At 63.3% G+C, this 22,399-nt stretch carries 16 protein-coding genes and 4 pseudogenes; 18 read left to right on the top strand and 2 right to left on the bottom strand.

All coding sequences use genetic code 11. The features are described 5' to 3' along the window. The first annotated feature begins 63 nt into the window (after positions 1–63). From ACZ89F_RS23165 to ACZ89F_RS23195, 7 genes and pseudogenes are all read left to right on the top strand, one after another. Positions 64–1,399 (top strand): annotated as a pseudogene (locus tag ACZ89F_RS23165) (serine hydroxymethyltransferase). A gap of 54 nt (positions 1,400–1,453) precedes the next feature. Next, on the top strand, positions 1,454–2,629 hold the full coding sequence (metK, locus tag ACZ89F_RS23170; protein WP_476094399.1) for a methionine adenosyltransferase: 1,176 nt from the start codon (positions 1,454–1,456) through the stop codon (positions 2,627–2,629). 101 nt (positions 2,630–2,730) lie between these two features. Then, positions 2,731–3,723 (top strand): adenosine kinase, encoded by a 993-nt coding sequence (locus tag ACZ89F_RS23175; protein WP_476094400.1) that lies wholly within the window; start codon positions 2,731–2,733, stop codon positions 3,721–3,723. Between the two features lie 463 nt (positions 3,724–4,186). Continuing rightward, complete coding sequence (locus ACZ89F_RS23180) at positions 4,187–4,927, top strand: DNA-processing protein DprA (RefSeq protein WP_476094401.1); 741 nt, start codon at positions 4,187–4,189, stop codon at positions 4,925–4,927. A 121-nt stretch (positions 4,928–5,048) separates the two neighbouring features. Beyond that, positions 5,049–5,579: a phosphoribosyltransferase gene (locus tag ACZ89F_RS23185; protein ID WP_476094402.1), complete on the top strand. Its 531-nt coding sequence runs from the start codon at positions 5,049–5,051 to the stop codon at positions 5,577–5,579. Between the two features lie 657 nt (positions 5,580–6,236). After that, positions 6,237–6,784: pseudogene (locus tag ACZ89F_RS23190) on the top strand (zinc-binding dehydrogenase); the annotation flags it as partial. A 69-nt stretch (positions 6,785–6,853) separates the two neighbouring features. Continuing rightward, a complete protein-coding gene (locus ACZ89F_RS23195) occupies positions 6,854–7,000 on the top strand; it encodes a hypothetical protein (protein WP_476097344.1) in 147 nt (48 codons plus the stop codon). A 75-nt stretch (positions 7,001–7,075) separates the two neighbouring features. On the opposite strand, the gene ACZ89F_RS23200 is transcribed toward ACZ89F_RS23195, so the two are convergent. Next, positions 7,076–8,128 (bottom strand): cytochrome-c peroxidase, encoded by a 1,053-nt coding sequence (locus ACZ89F_RS23200; protein ID WP_476094403.1) that lies wholly within the window; start codon positions 8,126–8,128, stop codon positions 7,076–7,078. A 573-nt stretch (positions 8,129–8,701) separates the two neighbouring features. Here ACZ89F_RS23200 and ACZ89F_RS23205 point away from each other — a divergent pair. Then, entirely contained in the window at positions 8,702–9,166 is a 465-nt protein-coding gene (locus tag ACZ89F_RS23205) for a Ros/MucR family transcriptional regulator (protein WP_476094404.1), read from the top strand. A 204-nt stretch (positions 9,167–9,370) separates the two neighbouring features. Here the strand turns inward: ACZ89F_RS23205 and ACZ89F_RS23210 are convergent, their stop codons facing one another. Then, on the bottom strand, positions 9,371–9,583 hold the full coding sequence (locus ACZ89F_RS23210; RefSeq protein ID WP_476094405.1) for a cold-shock protein: 213 nt from the start codon (positions 9,581–9,583) through the stop codon (positions 9,371–9,373). A gap of 1,670 nt (positions 9,584–11,253) precedes the next feature. On the opposite strand from ACZ89F_RS23210, the gene ACZ89F_RS23215 reads away from it, so the two are divergent. The 10 genes and pseudogenes from ACZ89F_RS23215 to ACZ89F_RS23260 form a co-directional block, all read left to right on the top strand. Continuing rightward, the gene (locus ACZ89F_RS23215) at positions 11,254–12,456 is read left to right on the top strand and encodes a cytochrome P450 (RefSeq protein ID WP_476094406.1); all 1,203 of its coding nucleotides are present in this window, start codon (positions 11,254–11,256) and stop codon (positions 12,454–12,456) included. Positions 12,457–12,547: 91 nt separating this feature from the next. After that, positions 12,548–13,840 (top strand): cytochrome P450, encoded by a 1,293-nt coding sequence (locus ACZ89F_RS23220; protein ID WP_476094407.1) that lies wholly within the window; start codon positions 12,548–12,550, stop codon positions 13,838–13,840. Between the two features lies 1 nt (position 13,841). Next, positions 13,842–14,150 (top strand): ferredoxin, encoded by a 309-nt coding sequence (locus ACZ89F_RS23225; protein ID WP_258120419.1) that lies wholly within the window; start codon positions 13,842–13,844, stop codon positions 14,148–14,150. Next, positions 14,137–14,942 (top strand): annotated as a pseudogene (locus ACZ89F_RS23230) (SDR family oxidoreductase). Before ACZ89F_RS23225 ends, ACZ89F_RS23230 begins: the two are co-directional and overlap by 14 nt. 8 nt (positions 14,943–14,950) lie before the next feature. Continuing rightward, positions 14,951–16,294 (top strand): cytochrome P450, encoded by a 1,344-nt coding sequence (locus ACZ89F_RS23235; RefSeq protein ID WP_476094408.1) that lies wholly within the window; start codon positions 14,951–14,953, stop codon positions 16,292–16,294. Between the two features lie 151 nt (positions 16,295–16,445). Continuing rightward, positions 16,446–17,444: a polyprenyl synthetase family protein gene (locus ACZ89F_RS23240; protein ID WP_476097345.1), complete on the top strand. Its 999-nt coding sequence runs from the start codon at positions 16,446–16,448 to the stop codon at positions 17,442–17,444. A gap of 300 nt (positions 17,445–17,744) precedes the next feature. Further along, entirely contained in the window at positions 17,745–19,292 is a 1,548-nt protein-coding gene (locus ACZ89F_RS23245) for a hypothetical protein (RefSeq protein WP_476094409.1), read from the top strand. Continuing rightward, positions 19,289–20,191 (top strand): terpene synthase family protein, encoded by a 903-nt coding sequence (locus ACZ89F_RS23250; protein ID WP_476094410.1) that lies wholly within the window; start codon positions 19,289–19,291, stop codon positions 20,189–20,191. The genes ACZ89F_RS23245 and ACZ89F_RS23250 overlap by 4 nt, the downstream gene beginning before the upstream one ends. Before the next feature lie 85 nt (positions 20,192–20,276). Beyond that, entirely contained in the window at positions 20,277–21,326 is a 1,050-nt protein-coding gene (gene fni, locus ACZ89F_RS23255) for a type 2 isopentenyl-diphosphate Delta-isomerase (RefSeq protein WP_476094411.1), read from the top strand. 97 nt (positions 21,327–21,423) lie between these two features. Beyond that, positions 21,424–21,543, top strand: a pseudogene (locus tag ACZ89F_RS23260) (IS5/IS1182 family transposase); the annotation flags it as partial. Between the last annotated feature and the right edge of the window lie 856 nt (positions 21,544–22,399).

Here is a 22,399-nt window from a genome sequence, read left to right on the forward strand (position 1 = left end):
GGTCCAAGGTGACCGTCTGCTTGTCTTGAAATCGAATCAGTCCAATTGGAGCGCGAAACTGCCATGGACCATTCGGCGAACGGCACCATACCGCAGTGCGACATTTACGGGCGGCCCCACCTGGCCGCCACAGATCGTCGCGTTCACGAACTGCTTCTAAGACAGGAGCGCCAGGAGCGGACAACCCTCAAACTTATCGCCTTCGAGAACTTCGCCTCCTCGGCGGTGTTGGAAGCGACCGGGTCGATTTTCACCAACAAGTATGCCGAGGGATACCCCGGTGCGCGCTATTACGCCGGAAACGAGATCGTCGATGAGCTTGAGAACCTCGCTATCGAGCGTTTGAAGGCGCTATTCGGCTGTGAACACGCTAACGCCCAGCCATATTCCGGCTCGCCGGCCAATCAGGCTATCTATCGAGCACTGTTGAATCCGGGAGACAAGGTAATGGGCTTGCCCCTCCCCGGTGGCGGCCATCTGACTCACGGTTGGGCCGTCAACTTCTCCGGCACTGACTATCAGCGAGTGCCTTACGGGTTGCACGAAAAGACGCAGCAGATCGACTATCACCGGTTGCGGGAGACGGCCAAGCGGGAACGCCCGAAGCTCATTTGGGTCGGCGCAACTGCTTATCCGCGTGTTTTTGACTACGCGGCAATGGCCGAAATCGCTTCTGAGGTGAACTCCTATCTGGTGGCCGACATCGCCCACCTCAGTGGCCTAATTATCGCCGGAGTGCATCCAAACCCCGTGCGCCATTGCGACGTGGTCAGCAGCACCTCTCACAAGTCGATGCGCGGGCCCCGCGGTGGCTTCATTCTATCGAGGAATGAAGACCGTTATCAGCCCCTCTATCATCCGAAGAGCAAACACAATCTGGCCACACGTATAGACCGCGCCGTGTCCCTCTCCTGCAAGGCGGACCACATATGAATACTATCGCCGCGCTAGCCGTCGCTTTGCAGGAAGCAGCGAACCCGTCATTTCGTGTCAACGGTCACCAGATCATCAAGAACGCGAAGTCTCTGGCCCAGGCGCTTCTGGAGCGAGGTTATGACCTGGTCACCGGCGGGACGGACAATCACATGCTGATCCTTGATCTTCGTGACCGGCCGCTGTCAGGCAAAGCCTATGCCGAGCGCTTTTCGCAAGCAGGTATCATTGCGAATTTTAATATGGTGCCGGGCGACCGGCGGCATCCGGCGCTCACAAGCGGCATCCGCCTAGGAACACCAGCGGTGACGTCCATGGGCATGCGCGAGACGGAAATGATGCAGATTGCCGCTTTCATCGACCTGGTTTGCCGCCAGCCCGATGATCCGGGTGTCATGCCTGCGTGCGGAGAGACGTCGCCGACTTCTGCGCTGCGTTCGACGTGCCTGGCATCCCCGAGAGGTAAGACGGCCAATGCAAGTGTCACACCTAACTCCAACATTTCAAGCGAGGGCATTTTATGACCAGGCAATTCGTGTTCTCTTCCGAATCCGTCGGCGCGGGACATCCCGACAAGATGGCCGACAATATCTCAGATGCCGTCCTCGATGCGATCCTTCGTAAGGATCCTGAGGCTCGTGTCGCCTGTGAAGCGTTGGTGAAGACAGGGATCGTAGTTCTGGCTGGCGAGATCACCAGCCATGCGCAGATCGATTACAGCCAAGTTGCCCGAGACACCATTTTGGATATTGGATATGACGACGACGCCATCGGCTTTGACGGTCGGCGTTGCGCCGTGATCCTGGCCCTAACCGAGCAGTCGCCGGACATCAGCCAGGGCGTTGACGAGGGACGAGGGCAGGATCTCGAGCAAGGAGCGGGGGATCAAGGCCTCATGTTCGGGTACGCATGCAACGAGACCGAAACCTTGATGCCGCTGCCAATCCAACTAGCTCACGATTTGACAAAAAGACAGGCAGAGGTGCGGAAAACGGGGCGGCTTAGCTGGCTGCGCCCGGATGTGAAATCTCAAGTATCCGTCCGCTATGAAGGTAAGCGCCCTGTGGCGCTGGATACCATAGTCCTGTCAACGCAGCATGACGAGGAGGTCTCACAAGCCACGGTCCGCGAAGGCGTGATTGAGGAGATCATAAGGCCAGTCCTGCCCCCCGACTTCGATACGACGGGGATAAGATTCCTGGTCAATCCAACAGGCCGGTTCGTGGTCGGTGGGCCGCGCGGCGACTGCGGGCTCACCGGACGCAAGATCATCGTCGATTCCTACGGTGGGATGGGGCGTCACGGTGGCGGCGCCTTTTCGGGCAAGGACCCGTCCAAGGTTGATCGCTCGGCCGCTTATGCGGCGAGGTACGTCGCAAAAAACGTTGTTTCCAGCGGCCTGGCGGAGGTCTGCGAGGTTCAGCTTGCCTACGCGATCGGTGTGGCCGCGCCGGTGTCTATCCTGGTCAATACCTTCGGAACAGCAAAGATCGACGAAAAAAGGATCGAGCGCGCTGTTCTTGAGCTTTTCGATCTCCGACCAAAAGGCATCATCAAAATGCTTGATCTCTTACGCCCGATATACCGCAAGACCGCGACATACGGACACTTCGGTCGCGAAGAGCCGGAGTTCACCTGGGAAAGGACGGACAGAGCAAACGACCTGCTGCGTGAGGCAGGACCGGCAGCTGCGTGATGCGCGGATGTTGGGTCAGCGGCATACGGCAGCCTTCGCCAAAAAAACCGCCCGCGGCCGGCATGCCAGAAAGCCGGTGGTTTTTCGCGGAGACATGATTGATGCCGAACTATGACGTGCTTTGTATCGGTAATGCCATTGTCGACATCATCGCCCAGTGCGACGAGGCATTCCTTGAGACGAACGGCATCATCAAGGGCGCGATGAACCTGATCGACACGAGGCGCGCCGAGCTGCTCTACAGCCGCATGGGCCCGGCAATCGAAGCCTCCGGCGGCAGCGCCGGCAACACGGCGGCGGGCGTCGCCAGCTTCGGCGGCCGCGCCGCCTTCTTCGGCAAGGTCTCGAATGACACGCTCGGCGAAATCTACGCCCATGACATGCACGCCCAGGGCGTGGCCTTCGACACCAGGCCGCTCAATGGCGAACCGCCGACGGCGCGCTCGATGATCTTCGTCACGCCGGACGGCGAGCGCTCGATGAACACCTATCTCGGCGCTTGCGTCGAGCTCGGTCCGGAGGATGTCGAGGCGGACAAGGCGTCGGGCGCCGCCGTCACCTATTTCGAGGGCTATCTGTGGGACCCGCCGCGCGCCAAGGAAGCGTTCCGGCAGACGGCGAAGCTCGCCCACGTAGCCGGGCGCGAAGTGTCGATGACATTGTCGGATTCGTTCTGCGTCGACCGCTACCGCGAGGAGTTTCTGGAGCTGATGCGCTCGGGCACCGTCGATATCGTCTTTGCCAATAGCCACGAGATCAAGTCGCTGTACCAGACCGCCTCGTTCGACGAGGCGCTGGCCCAGATCCGCAAGGATTGCAAGATCGCCGCCGTCACCCGCTCCGAAAAGGGCTCGATCATCGTGCGCGGCGACGAGACCGTCACTATCAATTCGACCAAAATCCGCGAGCTGGTCGACACCACCGGCGCCGGCGACCTCTATGCCGCCGGCTTCCTCTACGGCTACACACAAGGTCGCAGCCTGAAGCATTGCGGCGATCTCGGCTCGCTGGCGGCCGGGCTGGTGATCCAGCAGATCGGGCCAAGGCCGCGGCAGAATCTGCGCCACGAGGCTGAGCAGGCGGGGTTGCTGTAGCAGCGCGTTTTCCGCAACGTGCTGGCCACCTTCCCCTTGTGCAGGCGGTCCAGGCAAGCGCGTCTAAATCCAGATATCGCATGCGGTCCGTAAAAGATGACGGCTTTCCTCTGGAATTTTGAGGCTCCGTAACGTTGTCGCACCGGCGGGTAGCAGTTCCGGGCGATCGTGATCATCACCACACCGCCGTCTGGCGCAAGTTCGTTCAGAGCTCCACCCAAAAGCACCTGGTCGGATGCGTCAAAAAATAGGTCGACGGATACAATGCGCTTCGTGGCAGTTCAAAACCTGATAGGGAACTTCGGCGCCATGCGATGTGGTGTCATTTGCCCCATGACCATATCTGTCATATGATTCTCCACAGAAGCCGTCATGGATCGGCCTGTCTGCCGCTGACGAATCGCGATAAACGTCAGCTCGGCGATGGCGTCGGCAAACACAGGGGGTCGTGTTGCTACAGCGAATGGCCAGAGGCAAAGAACGAAGCGCTCCCTCTTCAGGTCGACCGTTTCGCTATGCTCCACCCCACGACGTCCATGCGATCTTTCTGCACGACCTGATTGCGTTTACAGGCAGACCGGTCGACGCAAAACAAGAAAGCCTTTTCGACAAAGCTGGCGATGCGGATCTAACAGTCTTCTGGTCTGGCGATTTGTCGCTCCTGAAACGGAAGTGTGTTTGCGTAATCGGCGCCCGTGACGTGAGCGAAGCCGGGGTGATGCGAGCGCGCCGGGTAGCCAGGGAACTTACAGAAGCAGGAATCGTGGTGACCAGCGGCCTTGCGAAGGGCGTTGATATCTCTGCTCACAGGGGGGCGATTGACGCGCGCGGTAGCACAATCGCGGTGATAGGCACTCCGCTCGACAAGACGTATCCGGCGGAGCATTCCGAGGTGCAGATGGAAATCTACCGGGAGCACTTGCTCATCTCGCAGTTTCGACCCGGCCAGAGAACCTTCCCGTCGGATTTTCCGAAGCGAAACAAATTGATGGCGGCCCTCACGGACGCGAGCGTAATCGTTGAAGCCTCTGACACGTCTGGAACGCTACATCAGGCGGCAGAGTGTGTGCGACTCGGCCGTTGGCTCTTTATCATGCGGTCAGTTGCCGAGAACCGGGATTTGGAATGGCCTTCCAAGTTCCTGAAATCGCCGCGTGTCGCTGTCCTATCGTCGGTGCAGGAAGTGCTCGACGCCATCGGCTGATGCTGTGAAAGTTCACTATCTTTGTTGCTATTACAGTCACTGGGCGCACAAGAATTTGGCGCCAAGGCCGAATGAGCTCTGGCAATCTTACAAGTTTTGCGGCGCAGTGAAGAACGGTGAAATGAATGGATATCTGACAGTTCCGTTCAAAAAAGGGCCTGAAAGAATCGAAGAGAATAACGCGAAGAGAGCGCGAGAGATTTTCGGTCGCTTTCTCGCGGAAACGATGAGAGATCACTACCCAAATGAGGCGATGATCCCAGTCCCGTCGAAGGACTCGTTTTCGATCGCTCATTTTCGGTCGAGAGTGATGTTGGAGGAAGCCAAGCCGGATTCTATGCCGAATCTCATAATGCCCATAGCAACGTTCACAGCGGAGTTGCTCCCGGCTTCCGAAGGCGGCGATCGGGGCTTTGACGCTGTTTATCCCTTTTTGGGAGTGCGCGACGCGGTGCGCCCACGAAGCGTGGTGCTTGTCGATGACATCGTGACGACCGGCGGCACGCTCCTGGCCACCAAAAAGCGGCTTGAAGAGAAAGGCTTCGAGGTGAGAGCCGCATTGGTTTGTGGTCGTACTGTATCGACCACGGAGAAAGCCTTTTTCCCGCGGAGCTTCGAGCTGGCAGAGGACGAAGGACAAATCGACCTCTGAGGTCTGCTTGTTTCTCAAATGGCAGTTCAGGGTGCGCGCTCGTCGCCGCGACGCCGCGAAAGGAGCGCGGCCTGCAGAGGAACAGAGTAGCGATAATCGTGTGTATCGCTACTGCCGCCACTCAGATCACCCAGCGACGCTGGAGATCTTGCATGCGATGCCAATCGGTATGAAGCTTCTAATCGTCGGGCTGACGGCCATACTGATCGGCAGTTGAGGAATGACCTTGTAGTTCAACACCGCCTCGGGCTGGACGCCATGCCCATTCTGGATTGATCCCGGCGCGCAGATGATGGCGATCTGAGCAGTCCAGCCGAGGAGCCAGAAAGGCTGAGTCGTTCGGTGAGTTGTGTCTGCCCGGCCAAGCCGAGTCGCAACGAATGCCATCATTGTCCTGACGGATGACGCCGGGCCAAAGGCTACCCTGCCAAGCTTTGAAACCTTCGTCGATGGCCGAGTGATCGCTTCGCGGTCAAATACTCGAGGTACAAGCGACGTGCGGGAAACTCGCCGGCGGCGCCGGCTTTCGGGGTCTCGTGGTCGCGGGCGCCGGGTTAGCTCCCGGCTTCGGAATTTTCACGCGCGGCATGAACGTGCGTTGGCGATCTTTCTACAACTTCAGTCCGCGTCTGCCACCATGCTGAAAAACTATTTGCCACGGGCGAGGGCCATATCGTTTGCGGCCATTGCCGCAACGGGCGGGCCGGGGGCATCTGTGCCGCAACACGCTCGGCGTCGGCGTCAACCGGCCGGGCGCCTTTGGCGAATACCTGGCGATCCCGCAGCACAATGTCGTGCCGATCCCCGACGATGTGCCGGATGAGATCGCGGCGATCTTCGATCCCGTGGGCAATGCGGTTCACACCGCATTGTCCTTTGATCTGGTCGGCGAGGACGTGCTGGTCGCCGGCGCCGGGCCGATCGGCATCATGGGCGCACTGGTGGCGCAGTGCGTCGGCGCGCGAAAGTGGTCATCACCGACATCAACCCGGTGCGCCTGGCATTGGCAAAAAGCTCGGCGTCCGCATGTCGTCGACGCGTCGAAGGAAAAGCTGCGCGATATCATGCCGGCGCTCGGCATGACTGAGGGTTTTGACGTCGGCCTCGAAATGTCGGATGCCGCGCCTGCCTTCCGCGACATGATCGACGCCATGAACAATGGCGGCAAGATCGCCATTCTGGGCATCGCGCCGACCGGCTTCGAGGGCCCAGAGACTATTCTCTCCTGATCTTTTGTACGCAATGACCTACCCCGCTCCGAAGCCTGCCGCCAGATCGCGCTCGCCGTCGGCGTTGAAGTGCCCGATCTTGACAGAGCCCGCGCAAGGATGATCCGGATCGACGAGGCCGCGATTAGCAATGGCTTCCGCTGCGCGAGTCCGGCCAATCGCTGGGCTGTCGGATGCTTCCGGGTTGCCTGAAGGGGCGGGGTACAGGATGCGACCCAGATCCAAACTGGTGCTATTCGGAATGGCTGAGGTCATCGCCGCGATCCTCTATTTCCCCAAGATCGGCGATTGAGGTCGAGGTGTTGCCGCCGTTTCAGCCGGCAATATGGGATAGGTTATCTCCGGTAGCTTTCCGGTCAGCGAATTGAGGAAGGCGACGATCAGGTCGACTTCCCTTTCCTTCAATTTTACGCCAAGCTGGGTGGTCGCCATGATGGCGACGGCCTGTCTCAGGTCCCAAACCTTGCCCGAGTGAAAGTATGGCGCTGTGATTGCTACGTTGCGCAGCGGTGCCACGCGGAAAACATAGGAATCTTCGGCTGCATTGGTGACGGCAAATCGGCCCTTGTCGTTCTCCGGCAGAACGTCGGCGCTAGGCTTCTCAACAACGCCGAATGGGTGATACCCTTCCCCTCCAACGTTAATACCGAAATGGCAAGACGAGCAGCCCTTTTCGATGAAAAGAGTCAGGCCCTGTTTCGCTTCGGAACTAGTGGCGGCGTCATCGCCATTGAGGAAGGCGTCGAAGGGGGCCGGCGTGACCAGTGTCGTCTCAAAGGCTTCGATTGCCTTGGCTACGTTTTCGAAGGTAATGCGATTGGCTTCATCCGGGAAAGCTGAATTGAACAACTCGACATATTGCGGCATCGACTTGAACGTCTCCACCACTCGCTCCGGTGTGTTGGCCATTTCGACAAGGGCCTGTATGGGTCCTTTCGCCTGAGCCTTCAGGTCTGGAGCGCGACCGTCCCAATCCTGCGCTTTGTTAAAGACACTGTTAAACACCGTCGGAGCGTTGCGGTGTCCATTCTGCCAACCATGGCCAATCGAAGTTTCATGATTATCGTCGCCTCCGGTCGCCAAGTTGTGGCACGAGTTGCACGAGACGACCCATGATGACGAGAGGCGTGGATCGAAGAACAGCGCCTTGCCCAGGGCGATCTTATCCGGTGTGATCGGGTTGTTGGCGACCGTCGGCGTGGATGGTAAAGCCTTGAAGGTGGCCAGTGCCGCTTCTCTGGGGTTTACGGGGATCAGTCGCGCGGCGAAAGCGGTGGCTGCCAGCAGGGCAACAGCCGTCGCAGTGAATAGAATTTTCATAAATGTCTCGCTGCATTGTGGCACGGAAGCCATCCTGCATCTGCGGCTCGCAAACGCCTTGCGCTAGATCAGTCGATCGAGAGGATTCTGGCCTGCCCCGCCAAGTCGCGTACGCAATCGAGCGGCAGAAACCGCAACTACGGCGTGCTCATCGCTACGACAGTGGACTCCAATAGGTGGGCGCGCCTCGCTGGTTGCTGGCCCCGATGGCTTGGTGGGTTTCTGCGGCCGTCGCGACAAATGCCACGACAACGCTAACGTGTTTCATACGGCCGAAGGTCTTGTACTCAGCGGACACACGGCTCGTGGTGCTTAACTAAGCTGTCTGCGTCTTCCGCTCCTCCTTTTGCAAAATTCAAAGGGGCGAGATCGGGAATGAAAGCCAATACTGAACCAGTTATGGAACAGCCATCACCGGGCAGATCAGCGTTCACGACCGCCTGGTACGACGCTATAGACCTCGATGTTGGACGAGCATCGAATAATCCTGCCGAGACGTTTATTGCTTTCATGGGCAAGCACCACTAGAAGCGACGCTTCGCCGACTAAGGTTCAATCCGCCTGGAGAGTTTCATGACAGAAGAAGCCCACAAAAACATCGACAACCTCATCCAACTTACCGCCGATGTCGTCTCAGCCTATGTCTCCAACAATCCCGTCCCGGTGGGGGACCTCCCTGCACTGATCGGCCAAGTGCACGCGGCACTGGAAGGCAGGGTCGGAAGTGTCTCCGCAGAACAGCCGCAGGTCCTGAAGCCTGCTGTCCCGATCAGGAAATCGGTGACACCGGATTACATCATCTCCCTTGAGGACGGCAAAAAATTCAAATCGCTAAAGCGCCATCTGTCGACCCACTATGGTATGATGCCGGATGAATATCGCGCCAAATGGGGGCTGCCCGCGGATTATCCCATGGTCGCGCCGAATTACGCCGCCTCGCGCTCTGCGTTGGCTAAGACGATGGGGCTCGGCCGCAGACCGAAAGAGCCGGAGACGAACACGCCGCCGACTAGGACCCGCAAGAAGGTCGCAGCGTGATTCCATCTATTCTAGATTCGTTCCGGAGCGCGCGGCCGCCACAGGTGTAAATCTGTACAGAAAAAAGGCGGGGACCAACCCCGCCTTCCCTTCTAGAAAAGCAGCCATCTGCTGCCCCGGCCTTTCGGTCGATCAACGTTTCTCGCCCGCTCCTATCAGCGGCCGTCAGAACATACTCCGGCACCGCCCGGCGGAGGAAAAAGTTCAGCCAGCTTTACTGAGATTAGCAGCAGAGGACTTGCCAGTGCGGCGGTCCTGTTCGATCTCATAGTTGATCTTCTGGCCGTCAGTGAGGGTCGAGAGGCCCGCGCGTTCGACAGCAGAAATATGGACGAAAACATCCTGACCGCCATTGTCGGGCTGGATAAATCCAAATCCCTTCGTGCTGTTGAACCACTTTACCGTTCCGGTCGCCATAGTCGTATCCTTTGTAACCATTTCAATGTGGACAGGCTTTAATCTAAGCCGTCCGCTTCATATCCGAGATTGTCGGGGCAGCAAAAGCCAAAACTGCAAAAAACTGCGGTTCAATCGCAAAGCGGCTCGCAAGGCACATCATGACCGCCTGTCGCCAGAAGCATCTCCAGCGCGGGGCGCTCGGAATGGCCCCAAAGGAAAGCGATGCCTGTAATGCTCGGGAAGAAAACTGCAGAACCGCGTCTGTCGCTGCTCGTCGAGTCCTATCAGGCACCTGAGATCTACCCGCGTGAGCAAGGATGCGCTGACGACCGAGCAACGGACGGGCGCGCTGACGCCACGGCCGCTGATCGTCGGACCATCAGGTCTCCGACGGGTAGTTTAGCTCCAGCACGCTCACCGGCATGACGTCGAGCTGTGCAAGAACCACAATCGCCGGCATGGCCTGACTTGAGTTCAGGGTTTGACCCTCTTGAGCCAGCACAACCAACGACGACACCGTCCCATCGGCGCGCTGAGCTTCGTATCGTCGAGCGTTGCACGAGCCTCAACCGCGAGCGCGCTTCAAATTGCTCGGCTTTCGCCTCTTGCACAAAAAACGTCGTTTGCGCTTTCACCAGGTCCGCGGCCGATCCTGCCTTGCTCCGGCTTAGAGTCTTGTGTCTTCGGAAGGCCAATTAAGCGGCATTGACTCTCATTTTGAACCGAATTGGCTTCGGCAACAGATTTTTCTGCTGAGAAGTCGCAGCGGGCGAGCATTCATTGTCCCTTTCCTAGGCAGTTAGCAGCAGCAGCAGTCCCAGGGCCAAGGCGATGGACCCAAGAGAAGGCACGCCGGAACAACGCTCCTTGCCATGCAATTGCGAATTTGGACGTTTGCCTTGGCGCATTGTGGAACGGTGTCCTGTCAAGCGACGCAAGCGCTCCAGAAGCTGGGGCGAGGAGTGAACGACCCAGCGGTGCACAGCCGGATGATCCGCGTTCACCCACCATCTCCTCCAGCCGCGCAGGCTGAGACTGTGGCCAGATACCAGCGCACTCACAGCAAGATCACGGGCGTTTAGACTTGCGAGCGCGCTCCCCGAAAAAAGGGCCTCGTGCCGAATATGGGTTGCTGTTCCGTTTGCGACAGAACCGATGCATGCCCACAATCCGACAACGGCAGACAAAAATCTCATGTTCAAAAACAAACATTGTCGAAAATGTCAGGTTCACTACCACAGGCAATCTGGGCAATGTGGAGCTTTGTCAAAGCGAACAAGCGCTTACTGCGGGCTGAGCGTGTTGGCACAGGCCTTGCTCATATCAGTGCGGCAACACTGAGTGAGGGTGACTGCACGATGGCCGATACAGCACGTAGTTTACTGCGGCCAACCCTAATGTTGATGTGAGGGACAGAATTGGCCAGGTTGGATGTGAACGGCGAAAAACGTCAACCTCCCAAATTCGCCTGGTCCGATCACTTGAGCGTACAGGGGCTGCCTGGGCGCTGCGCTGGCGCGCCTGGAATTGCGCCGCGCTCCCCGCGCTGTTCGTGCGGCTGGAGGAGCTGGGCGCTGACTATCGCCGCGGAGGACGTCGTCTACGTGCCGTCTTACGTCATTCGCTGCCCGCCGCAGTGCCTGCCGTCACCTTCCGCCCTTCCATCGCTTAGAAAGTGAAGTGCCACCATGTTCGAACAACCCTTGCCGACGCTGCCGATGTGGCGCGTCGATCACATCGAGCCCTCGCCCGAGATGTTGGCGCTACGCGCCAACGGTCCGATCCACCGCGTGCGCTTCCCGTCCGGGCACGAAGGCTGGTGGGTGACAGGCTACGACGAGGCCAAGGCGGTGCTGTCCGACGCGGCCTTCCGCCCCGCGGGAATGCCGCCGGCGGCATTCACCCCGGATTCGGTGATGCTCGGTTCGCCGGGGTGGCTGGTCTCGCACGAGGGCGGCGAGCATGCCCGGTTACGCACCATTGTTGCACCGGCCTTCAGCAACCGCAGGGTAAAGCTGCTCGCGCAGCAGCTCGAGGCGATCGCCGCGCAGCTGTTCGAGACGCTGGGGGCCCAGCCTCAGCCCGCCGACCTGCGGCGCCATCTCTCCTTTCCGCTTCCGGCCATGGTCATCAGCGGGCTGATGGGCGTGCTCTACGAGGATCACGCCTTTTTCGCCGGGCTGTCCGACGAGGTGATGACGCACCAGCATGAAAGCGGCCCGCGCAGCGCGTCGCGTGTGGCCTGGGAAGAACTGCGCGCCTACATTCGCGGCAAGATGCGGGAGAAGCGCCAGGATCCGGGCGACAACCTGCTGACCGATCTGCTCGCGGCCGTCGACCAGGGCAAGGCGACCGAGGAAGAGGCGATCGGGCTGGCGGCGGGTATGCTGGTGGCGGGGCACGAGAGCACTGCCGCGCAGATCGAATTCGGCCTGCTGGCAATGTTCCGCCATCCCCAACAGCGCGAACGCCTGGTCGGCGATCCATCCCTGGTGGACAAGGCGGTGGAGGAAATCCTGCGCATGTACCCGCCGGGCGCGGGCTGGGACGGCATCATGCGGTATCCAAGGACCGACGTAACTATTGCGGGCGTGCATATTCCCGCGGAGAGCAAGGTGCTGGTCGGCCTGCCGGCGACGTCCTTCGATCCGCGCCATTTCAAAGACCCGGAAATGTTCGACATCGGACGCGAAGAAAACCCGCACCTGACGTTCTCCCACGGGCCCCACTACTGCATGGGCTTGGCGCTGGCCAGGCTGGAACTCAAGGTGGTGTTCGGTTCGATCTTCCAGCGCTTTCCCGCGCTGCGCCTGGCGGTGGCGCCCGAAGAACTGAAGTTGCGCAAGGAGATCATCACTGGCGGGTTCGAGGAGCTCCCGGTGCTCTGGTGATGCGTTGACGCCGCCGGAAATCGCAATTTTCTCCGCATTTACCCTCGCGCCTGGCGCGCCGGTCAGATCAGCCAGCCAAGAGGTAACCAAGATGGACGTGCAAGAAACCACGGCAGCATGCCGGGACGCCTTCGCCGAACTGGCGTCGCCAGCGTGTATCCACGACCCGTATCCGTTTATGCGGTGGTTACGCGAGCACGATCCGGTGCATCGCGCGGCCTCGGGTCTCTTTCTGTTGAGCCGCCACGCCGATATCTACTGGGCGCTCGAGGCCACGGGCGATGCGTTTCGGGGACCGGCGCCGGGCGAACTGGCGCGCTATTTCCCGCGTGCGGCCACCAGCCTGTCGCTCAATCTGATGGCGTCCACGATAGCGATGAAGGACCCACCGACGCATACGCGTCTGCGCCGGCTGATCTCTCGTGATTTTACCATGCGCCAGATCGACAGCCTGCGGCCGAGCATCGCGCGCATCGTCGCAGCGCGCCTGGACGGCATGGCGCCCGCGCTGGAGCGCGGGGAGGCGGTGGACCTGCATCGGGAATTCGCGCTGGCCTTGCCCATGCTGGTCTTCGCCGAACTGTTCGGTATGCCCCAGGACGACATGTTCGGGCTCGCCGCCGGCATCGGCGCCATTCTGGAAGGCCTGAGCCCGCACGCCAGCGATGCCCAGCTCGCCGCGGCGGACGCGGGCAGCGCCAGGGTGCAGGCCTACTTCGGCGACCTCATACAGCGCAAGCGCACCGATCCCCGCCACGACATCGTGTCGATGCTGGTCGGCGCACACGACGACGATGCCGACACGCTGTCGGATGTGGAGTTGATCAGCATGCTGTGGGGCATGCTGTTGGGCGGCTTCACCACCACTGCTGCGACCATCGACCATGCGGTCCTGGCGATGCTGGCGTTTCCCGAACAGCGGCACTGGCTGCAGGGAGAGGCCGTGGGGGTGAAGGCATTCGTCGAAGAAGTCCTGCGCTGCGACGCGCCCGCCATGTTCAGCGCCACTCCGCGTATCGCCCAGCGCGACATCGAACTGGGCGGCGTCGTGATCCCGAAGAACGCGGACGTGCGCGTGCTGATCGCGGCCGGCAATCGCGACCCGGACGCCTTCGCCGATCCCGACCGCTTCGATCCCGCCCGGTTCTACGGGACCAGTCCCGGCATGTCGACCGACGGGAAGATCATGCTTAGCTTCGGCCACGGCATCCACTTCTGCCCCGGTGCGCAACTGGCCCGGGTGGAGTTGGCCGAGAGCCTGCCGCGGATCCTCGCGCGCTTCCCCACGCTGACATTGGCCGAGCAGCCGACCCGGGAGCCCTCCGCGTTCCTTAGGACGTTCCGCGCGCTGCCGGTGCGGCTGCATGCGCAGGCGGGGGGCTGAGATGCGCGTCGTGGTCGACCAGGATCTGTGCGGAACCACCGGGCAGTGCGTGCTGACGCTGCCGAGCACCTTTCGCCAGCGCGAACGGGACGGCGTAGCCGAAGTGTGCGTGGCGACGGTGCCGCAGGCGTTGCACGCCGCCGTGCGGCTGGCGGCCAGCCAGTGCCCGGTCGCCGCCATTCGGGTCATAGAAAGCGACGCTGGCGATGACGAGCGCACCAGCGCCGACCCTGCGCCTTCTCCGGCGGAACCCGGGCGGCATGCCGCGAAAGACCAACGCAATCCAGGAGGACACGATGGGACGGTCTGAAGGCAAGATGGCCGTGGTGACCGGCGCCGGCGCCGGCATCGGCAAGGCATGTGCCCTCGCCATCGCGGCCGAGGGCGGCAGAGTGGTGGTGGCCGACATTGATGGCTCGGCGGCCATCGCCTGCATCGCGCAGATCGCGGCCGAAGCGTGGCCACGCGCTGGCTCTGGCCAAGGACATCGCCGATGCGCAGGCGGTGGCAGCGCTGTTCGAGAGGGCGGAGCGGCACTTCGGTCGGGTCGACCTGCTGGTGAACAACGCGAGCGCCATGCATCTGACCCGCACGACCGCGCGATCCTGGGCCTGGACCTGGCGGTCTGGGATCAGACCATGGCGACCAATCTGAGCTCGCCCGCGGCGGTGGCGCGATCGTCAACATATCGTCGTGCCAGGGGCTCAGCGGTGACACCGCGCAGACGTCCTACGCCGCGTCGAAGGCGGCGATGAAAATGCTGTCGGCCTCGCTCGCCACCCAGTACGGTCGTGCGCAGATCCGCCGCAACGCGGTTGCGCCGGGTCTCATCATGACCGAGCGTCTCCTCGCCAAACTGGACGAGTGCATGCAACGGCATCTGCGTCGGCACCAGCTCCTGCGGCGCGTCGGCCGCCCCAAGGACGTGGCCGCGCAGGTGACGTTCCTGCTCTTCGATGATGCTGCGTTCATGCTGGCCAGGTCGTGTGCATCGGACGGCGGCATGCTGGCGCATGTGCCGACGTACGCCGACGGTGGCAACAACCGCGCCGCGCGGCCTGCCGGCGACACCCCCGGAGCGGCCGCGGCGCCGCGCTGCTGATGGAGCTGATGGACATGCTGCTCAACCCGCTGAACCGTCGCCACCGGCTGCGGCACGACATCCCGGTCGTGCCCGGCGCTTTCCCCCTGGTCGGGCATCTTCCCGCCATCGTCTGCGACCTGCCGCGCCTGCTGCGGCGCGCGGAACGGACGCTGGGCAGCCATTTCTGGCTGGATTTCGGCCCTGCCGGACACCTGATGACCTGCGTGGATCCGGACGCGTTCGCACTGCTCCGGCACAAGGACGTGTCCTCGGCGCTGATCGAAGGGATCGCGCCAGAATTGCTTGGTGGAACGTTGGTCGCCCAGGACGGCAGCGCGCACCGGCAGGCGCGCGATGCGATCAAGGCGGCGTTCCTGCCCAAGGGGCTGACCCAGGCCGGCATCGGCGACCTGTTCGAGCCCGTCATCCGGGCGCGGGTGCAGGCGTGGCGCGACCGCGGGGACGTAACCATCCTGCGCGAAACCGGCGACCTGATGCTAAAGCTCATCTTCAGCCTCATGGGAATCCCGGCGCAGGACCTGCCGGGATGGCATCGCAAGTACCGGCAACTGGTGAGGTTGATCGTCGCGCCCCCGATCGACCTGCCCGGACTGCCCTTGCGGCGCGGCCGCGCCGCTCGCGACTGGATCGACGCGCAGTTGCGCCAGTTCGTCCGCGACGCGCGCGCGCATGCCGCGCGCACCGGGTTGATCAAGGACATGGTGAGCGCCTTCGACCGCAGCGACGATGCGCTCTCCGATGAGGTCCTGGTCGCCAATATCCGCTTGCTGCTGCTTGGCGGTCACGAGACCACCGCCTCGACGATGGCCTGGATGGTGATCGAGCTGGCGCGACAGCCTGTGCTGTGGGACGCCCTGGTCGAAGAGGCGCAACGCGTGGGCGCGGTGCCGACCCGGCACGCGGACCTGGCGCAGTGTCCGGTCGCCGAGGCGCTGTTCCGCGAGACGCTTCGTCTGCATCCGGCGGTCACGCTCCTGCCGCGTCGCGCGCTGCAGGAATTGCAACTCGGCCAACGGCGCATTCCCGCGGGCACCCATCTGTGCATCCCGCTGCTGCATTTCTCGACCTCGGCGCTGCTGCACGAGGCGCCTGATCAGTTCCGCTTGGCGCGGTGGCTGCAACGCACGGAGCCGATCCGGTCGGTGGACATGCTGCAGTTCGGTACCGGCCCACACGTCTGCATTGGCTACCACCTAGTATGGCTGGAACTGGTGCAGTTCTGCATCGCCTTGGCGCTGACCATGCAAAAGGCCGGGGTGCGGCCGCGGTTGCTGAGCGACGTCGAAAAAGGCCGGCGCTATTACCCGACCGCAAATCCGTCCATGGCAATCCGCATCGGATTCTCATGAACTGGCATCGCGTGCGTGTAGCGAGGCAGCGGCGCCAGCGACGAGCGGCATTACTGCACTGGGCACGCGCGCTCGGTGCCACGCCGGCAACACCGCGGCGGCTCGCCGCTCGCCGTGGCCGCCTCCTGTCAGGTACACGGACATGAACAACATGCAGGCCGGTTCCACGCTACACGACGACCGAACTGGCGTTTCCGCGCTCGGCGAATTAGGCGCGCAGGCGCGCGGCGCATCCGGCAGGCTGCTGCCACAGATCTGGATGCAGGACGGCGCAAAGCGGGTCGAACAGGCGTTGGCGCGCCTTCTCTGCGCCGAAGACGAAGGTGAGACCGAGCTGATGGCGGCGATGCGCTACGCCACCTTGCATGGCGGGAAGCGCACCCGCGCCTTGCTCTGTCTGGCTGCCGGCGCGCTGGCCGACACACCCGCGCACATGCTGGACGACGTCGGCGCCGCTATCGAGATGATTCACGCCTGTACCCTGGTCCATGACGACCTGCCCGCGATGGACAACGACGTGCTTCGCCGCGGCCTTCCGACCGTGCACGTCAAGTTCGGCGAAGCCACTGCGATCCTGGTCGGCGATGCGCTGCAGGCGCACGCCTTCCTGACCCTGGCGAGCCTGGATGCGCCGGGCGACAACCGTATCGCGCTCGTGCGCGAACTGGCGAAGGCGGTGTCCGCAAACGGTGCCGCAGGCGGGCAGGCCATCGATCTGTCGCTGGTTGGAAAGCACGTCGAGCTGGACAGGATCGTGGCGATGCACCGGATGAAGACCGGAGCGCTGGTGCGCGCGTCCGTTCGCATGGGCGCGCTATGCGCCATCCCGGGGGATGCCGCGCACGCTGCGCTGTACTGTGCGCTCGATCGCTACAGCGCCTGTTTCGGCCTGACGCTGCAGGTGGTCGACGACATTCTCGACGCGACAGCGGATACCGCGACGCTGGGTAAGACCCCCGGCAAGGACGCGGCGGCGCAGAAGCCGACCTGCGCGTCGATCATGGGGCTGCAGGCAGCGCGCCAGTTCGCGCTGGATCTGTTGCGCGACGCCGGGGAGGCCATCGCCCCGCTGGGGCCGCGTGCGGAACGGTTGGGGCAGATGCTGCAGCGGGCCAACGCGTATCTGTTCCAGCACGCGCCATGCGCATGAGAGCGCCCGTCCGCATCGAGTCGCCCCTGTGCCGCTGCGATCGGCCGGCGGCAGCGGTGCATGCTCCACTATGTCCGAGTCCGCGGCGCCGATCGCAGCGGTTGCCCAGCACGGTCGCGGCGGACGCGGCGCGCTGCGCGCAAGCCTATGCGGCGGACCGGCGCCAGCATCGGGGCGCGTCGCCGCGCCGGAGCAGGGCGGCCGTCCGGCGCTGCCCATGCGCCGGGCCGCGACGGGCCTGCGGCGACGTGCGCGGCGTCTGCTCCATCCTGTCAACCGTCTGCAGAAGGAACATTCCGCGTGAACGCGCTGTCCGAACAGATCCTTTCCGAATTGCGCCACCTGCTGAGCGAGATGAGCGACGGCGGCAGCGTCGGTCCGTCCGTCTACGACACGGCGCGAGCTCTGCAGTTCGGCAACGCCACCGGTCGGCAGGACGCATACGCGTGGCTCATCGCGCAGCAACAGGCCGATGGCGGGTGGGGAAGCGCGGACTTCCCGCTGTTCCGCCATGCGCCCACGTGGGCGGCGTTGCTGGCATTGCAGCGTGCCGATCCTCTTCCCGGCGCTGCCGACGCAGTCCAGGCTGCAACCCGGTTCCTCAAGCGCCAGCCCGATCCCTACGCTCATGCGGTGCCGGAAGACGCGCCGATCGGCGCGGAGCTGATCCTACCGCAGTTGTGCGGCGAGGCCGCATCCTTGCTGGGCGGGGTGGCGTTTCCGCGCCACCCGGCGCTGTTGCCGTTGCGGCAAGCGTGCCTGGTCAAGCTGGGGGCGGTGGGCAGGTTGCCGAGCGGCCATCCGTTGCTGCACTCCTGGGAAGCCTGGGGGACGTCGCCGACCACCGCATGCCCGGATGACGACGGCAGCATCGGCATCAGTCCGGCGGCCACCGTCGCGTGGCGTGCGCACGCCGTGACACAGGGGAGCACGCCGCAGGTCGGGCGCGCCGACGCGTATCTGCAGGCGGCATCGCGGGCGACGCGCAGCGGCATCGAAGGTGTCGTTCCCAACGTCTGGCCGATCAATGTGTTCGAGCCATGCTGGTCGCTGTACACCCTGCATCTGGCCGGGCTGTTCGCGCATCCCGCGCTCGCCGAGGCGGTGCGCGTGATCGTCGCGCAGCTCGACGCCCGCCTGGGCGTGCGCGGTCTGGGCCCGGCCTTGCACTTCGCGGCCGATGCGGACGACACCGCTGTCGCGATGTGCGTCCTGCGCCTTGCAGGCCGCGCCCCGACGGTCGATGCGTTGCGCCATTTCGAAGTCGGCGAGCTGTTCGCCACCTTCCCCGGCGAGCGCAATGCCTCGGTGTCGACCAACATCCATGCCCTGCATGCGTTGCGACTGTTGGGAAAGCCCGCCGCCGGTACCAGCGCCTACGTCGAGGCCAATCGCAACCCGCACGGTCTATGGGACAACGAAAAATGGCACGTTTCGTGGCTGTATCCCACCGCGCATGCGGTCGCTGCGCTGGCGCAAGGCAAGCCCCAGTGGCGCGACGAGCGAGCGCTGGCGGCGCTGCTGCAGGCGCAGCGCGACGACGGCGGCTGGGGCGCCGGTCGCGCACCCACATTCGAGGAAACCGCCTATGCGCTGTTCGCGTTGCACGTGATGGACGGGAGCGAAGAGCCGACAGGGCGCCGGCGCATCGCGCAGGCGGTGGCGCGTGCGCTGGAGTGGATGCTCGCCCGTCATGCGGCGCATGCATTGCCGCAGACGCCGCTGTGGATCGGCAAGGAACTGTATTGCCCCATCCGGGTCGTGCGCGTGGCCGAACTCGCCGGGTTGTGGCTGGCGCTTCGTTGGGGGCGGCGCGTTCTGGCCGAGGGAGCAGGAGCGGAGCCATGATCCAGACCGAACGCGCGCTGCAGAAGGTGCTGGAGTGGGGGCGTTCCCTGACCGGGTTCGCCGACGAGCATGCCGTGGAAGCGGTCAGGGGCGGCCAGTACATCCTGCGGCGCATCCACCCGAGCCTGCGCGACATCAGCGCCCGCACCGGCCGCGATCCGCAGGACGAAACGCTGATCGTGGCGTTCTATCGCGAACTGGCGCTGCTGTTCTGGCTCGACGATTGCAACGACCTTGGCCTGATCGCGCCGGAGCAACTCGCCGCGGTGGAGCAGGCGCTGGGGCACGGCGTGCCGTGCGTGCTCCCCGGATTCGAGGGCTGCGCTGTGCTGCGCGCTTCGCTGGCCGCGCTCGCCTACGATCGTCGCGACTATGCTCAGCTTCTCGACGATACCCGGTGCTACTGCGCGGCGCTGCGCGCGGGACACGCGCAGCCGGCAGGGGCGGAACGCTGGTCCTACGCCGAGTACCTGCACAACGGCATCGATTCGATCGCCTACGCGAACGTGTTCTGTTGCCTGTCGTTGCTGTGGGGGCTGGACATGGCGACCTTGCGCGCGCGTCCGGCGTTTCGCCAGGTCCTGCGGCTCATCTCCGCGATAGGGCGCCTGCAGAACGATCTGCATGGACGCGACAAGGACAGGTCGGCCGGCGAGGCCGACAACGCGGCGATCCTGCTGCTGCAGCGCTATCCGGCTATGGCTGTGATGGAATTCCTCAAAGACGAGCTGGCCGGCCATACGCGCATGCTGCACCGGGTGATGGCGGAAGAACGCTTTCCCGCGCCGTGGGGACCGTTGATCGAGGCCATGGCGGCCATCCGCGCGCAGTACTACCAGACTTCGACCAGCCGCTACCGCAGCGACGCTGCGGGGGAAGGCCAGCGTGCGCCGGCCTGAACGCGCCGGAGGCGGCGGCGTGCGCGCGCTGCCGTTGGTCCGATCCGACGCAACGCCGTCGCCCGATGCGACGGATGGAGCGAGCATGACCGACACCGCCCTGAGCGGGCGCAAGGACGACCATCTGGACATCGTGCTGGACCGGCGAACGGCGCCGGCCACGGTCGCCGCCGGCTGGGAGTACATCCGTTTCGAACACTGCGCATTGCCCGAGTTGGACCTGACGCAGATCGACCTGCGCGCCTCGCTGCTGGGCAAGACCATGCGCGCGCCGCTGCTGATCAGCTCCATGACCGGCGGCATGCCACGCGCCGAGGCCATTAACCGGCATCTGAGCGAGGCAGCGCAAGCATTAGGGATCGCCATGTGCGTCGGTTCGCAGCGCGTGAGCCTGCAATCCCGCAACTCCCAGGGGCTGACGCGCGCGCTGCGCCGCCTGGCCCCAGACATTCCCTTGCTGGCCAATATCGGCGCCGCGCAACTGCGCGAGGCCGACGGCCTGGACCTGGCGCGCCGGGCGGTTGATGCGCTGGAGGCCGATGGACTCATCGTCCACCTCAATCCGCTGCAGGAAGCGGTACAGCCGGAGGGCGACCGCGACTGGCGCGGCGTCCTGGCGCAGATCGCTCGCGCCGCGCGCAGCGTGGGCGTGCCGATCGTGGCCAAGGAAGTGGGGGCGGGCCTGTCCGCCTCGGTGGCCTGTGCGCTCGTCGAGGCGGGCGTGGCGGTGATCGATGTCGCCGGCGCCGGCGGCACCTGTTGGGCCGCGGTGGAGGGCGAGCGCGCCCGCGATGCCGCCGACCGTGCAGTGGCGATGGCGTTCGCAGATTGGGGGATTCCGACCCCGGCCAGCGTGCAGGCGGTACGTCGGGCGCTGCCGACGGTGAAGCTGATCGCGTCGGGCGGGATCCGCGACGGCGTCGACGTGGCCAAGGCCATCCGCCTGGGCGCGGACATCGCCGGGCAGGCGGCCGGCGTGCTGCGCGCGGGGACGGTGTCCACCGAGGCGGTTGTCGCGCATTTCGAGATCGTCATCCGCCAGTTGGCCGTCGCCTGCTTCTGCACCGGCTCGGCTGATCTGGCGGCGTTGCGTCAGGCGCGCTTGTTGCCCTCGGCGAATCTGCCCGCCGGTTGATGCCGGCATGGCCCGCACGTGGCGGCGGGGCGCCTAGCAGGCTGCTGAAATACCTACGCCAAAGATAGCTGCTGATCCACCTTGGCGAGGCGGTTCGATGCGCGGGGGCGATGTGTTCATGGGGCAGCTGTTCACGATGAAGCGGTTGGAGGATTTCGTTCCAGCCGATCATCCACTGCGCCCGATCCGGCTGATGGTCAATGAAGCGCGAATACGTGCACATCCAACTTAAGAGACGGCGGAAGCAGCCGCGTCGCAGGAACGGGCCGGGGAATCTTCGCCGCCCTCCCCTGTCCGCTCATGCAGCGGTGGCGGCGCAAACTGCGACCGGACCTCGGCCCACTGATCGGCCGCGCGGAAGCCGCCGTGAATGTGTAGCATTCGATCGGGGATTTCATCCGGCGCGGCAGCCAAGTCTCGAGTTTCTCGCGACCGTTCTCGCCGGATCGGAAGTCGCGAACGGCCGCGTGCTTTCTCCAAGTCGGCGACCGATGCTGCCTTGTTCCGGCTCAGAGTGCTCTGTCTCCGGACTGCAAATCGGCCTCTTTCAGTCGTATGCTGGCTCCCTTGCGGCTCGCTTTGGCACTGGCGAGGTTGGCTTGGGCGGCGAGTAGTTTGTGCTGCTCTTTTGTAGAGGCAATTTCGGCAATCAAGCCCGCCAGACTTGATCCCTTGACCTAGCTTTACATGCAGTGTTTTCAATCGGCTCGACACTTTGGGCCAACCCTACCGATACGGAGAGGTTCCAAAAACGCCGTTCGCAAGGAGACTCTCCTCGATCGAATCGAGTATCACGCATGCGTGAGGACAGGATCGCGCGTTTTGTGTTGGAATGCTCCGGTCGCGGAAGCGATAGGCAAACGCCACCGGGAAGATCCCCAGGCCACAGACAAGCACCCTTGTTTACCCTTCAGTAAACACTCAGCTCCTCTCAGAAGACATTGTTTTTGCCATTGGCGTGCCACGGAAGCGGCCTCATCGACCGGACCGAACGGAGATTGGCTCCGGCAGAGATTTTTCTGCTGAGAAGTGGCGACCGAAACGCGGAAGCATGATTGCGAACGACCGCACAC

This window comes from Mesorhizobium sp. USDA 3734 (assembly GCF_056279665.1).

Excerpts from the sequence above, each read along its gene's own strand:
- ACZ89F_RS23210 (WP_476094405.1), bottom strand. The coding sequence starts at position 9,583 with ATGGCGACCGGAACGGTAAAGTGGTTCAACAGCACGAAGGGATTTGGA.
- ACZ89F_RS23220 (WP_476094407.1), top strand. The coding sequence starts at position 12,548 with ATGGACGTGCAAGAAACCACGGCAGCATGCCGGGACGCCTTCGCCGAA.
- ACZ89F_RS23215 (WP_476094406.1), top strand. The coding sequence starts at position 11,254 with ATGTTCGAACAACCCTTGCCGACGCTGCCGATGTGGCGCGTCGATCAC.
- ACZ89F_RS23250 (WP_476094410.1), top strand. The coding sequence starts at position 19,289 with ATGATCCAGACCGAACGCGCGCTGCAGAAGGTGCTGGAGTGGGGGCGT.
- ACZ89F_RS23175 (WP_476094400.1), top strand. The coding sequence starts at position 2,731 with ATGCCGAACTATGACGTGCTTTGTATCGGTAATGCCATTGTCGACATC.
- metK (WP_476094399.1), top strand. The coding sequence starts at position 1,454 with ATGACCAGGCAATTCGTGTTCTCTTCCGAATCCGTCGGCGCGGGACAT.
- ACZ89F_RS23205 (WP_476094404.1), top strand. The coding sequence starts at position 8,702 with ATGACAGAAGAAGCCCACAAAAACATCGACAACCTCATCCAACTTACC.
- ACZ89F_RS23240 (WP_476097345.1), top strand. The coding sequence starts at position 16,446 with ATGCAGGCCGGTTCCACGCTACACGACGACCGAACTGGCGTTTCCGCG.
- ACZ89F_RS23225 (WP_258120419.1), top strand. The coding sequence starts at position 13,842 with ATGCGCGTCGTGGTCGACCAGGATCTGTGCGGAACCACCGGGCAGTGC.
- fni (WP_476094411.1), top strand. The coding sequence starts at position 20,277 with ATGACCGACACCGCCCTGAGCGGGCGCAAGGACGACCATCTGGACATC.
- ACZ89F_RS23185 (WP_476094402.1), top strand. The coding sequence starts at position 5,049 with ATGAATGGATATCTGACAGTTCCGTTCAAAAAAGGGCCTGAAAGAATC.
- ACZ89F_RS23235 (WP_476094408.1), top strand. The coding sequence starts at position 14,951 with ATGGACATGCTGCTCAACCCGCTGAACCGTCGCCACCGGCTGCGGCAC.
- ACZ89F_RS23200 (WP_476094403.1), bottom strand. The coding sequence starts at position 8,128 with ATGAAAATTCTATTCACTGCGACGGCTGTTGCCCTGCTGGCAGCCACC.
- ACZ89F_RS23180 (WP_476094401.1), top strand. The coding sequence starts at position 4,187 with ATGGCCAGAGGCAAAGAACGAAGCGCTCCCTCTTCAGGTCGACCGTTT.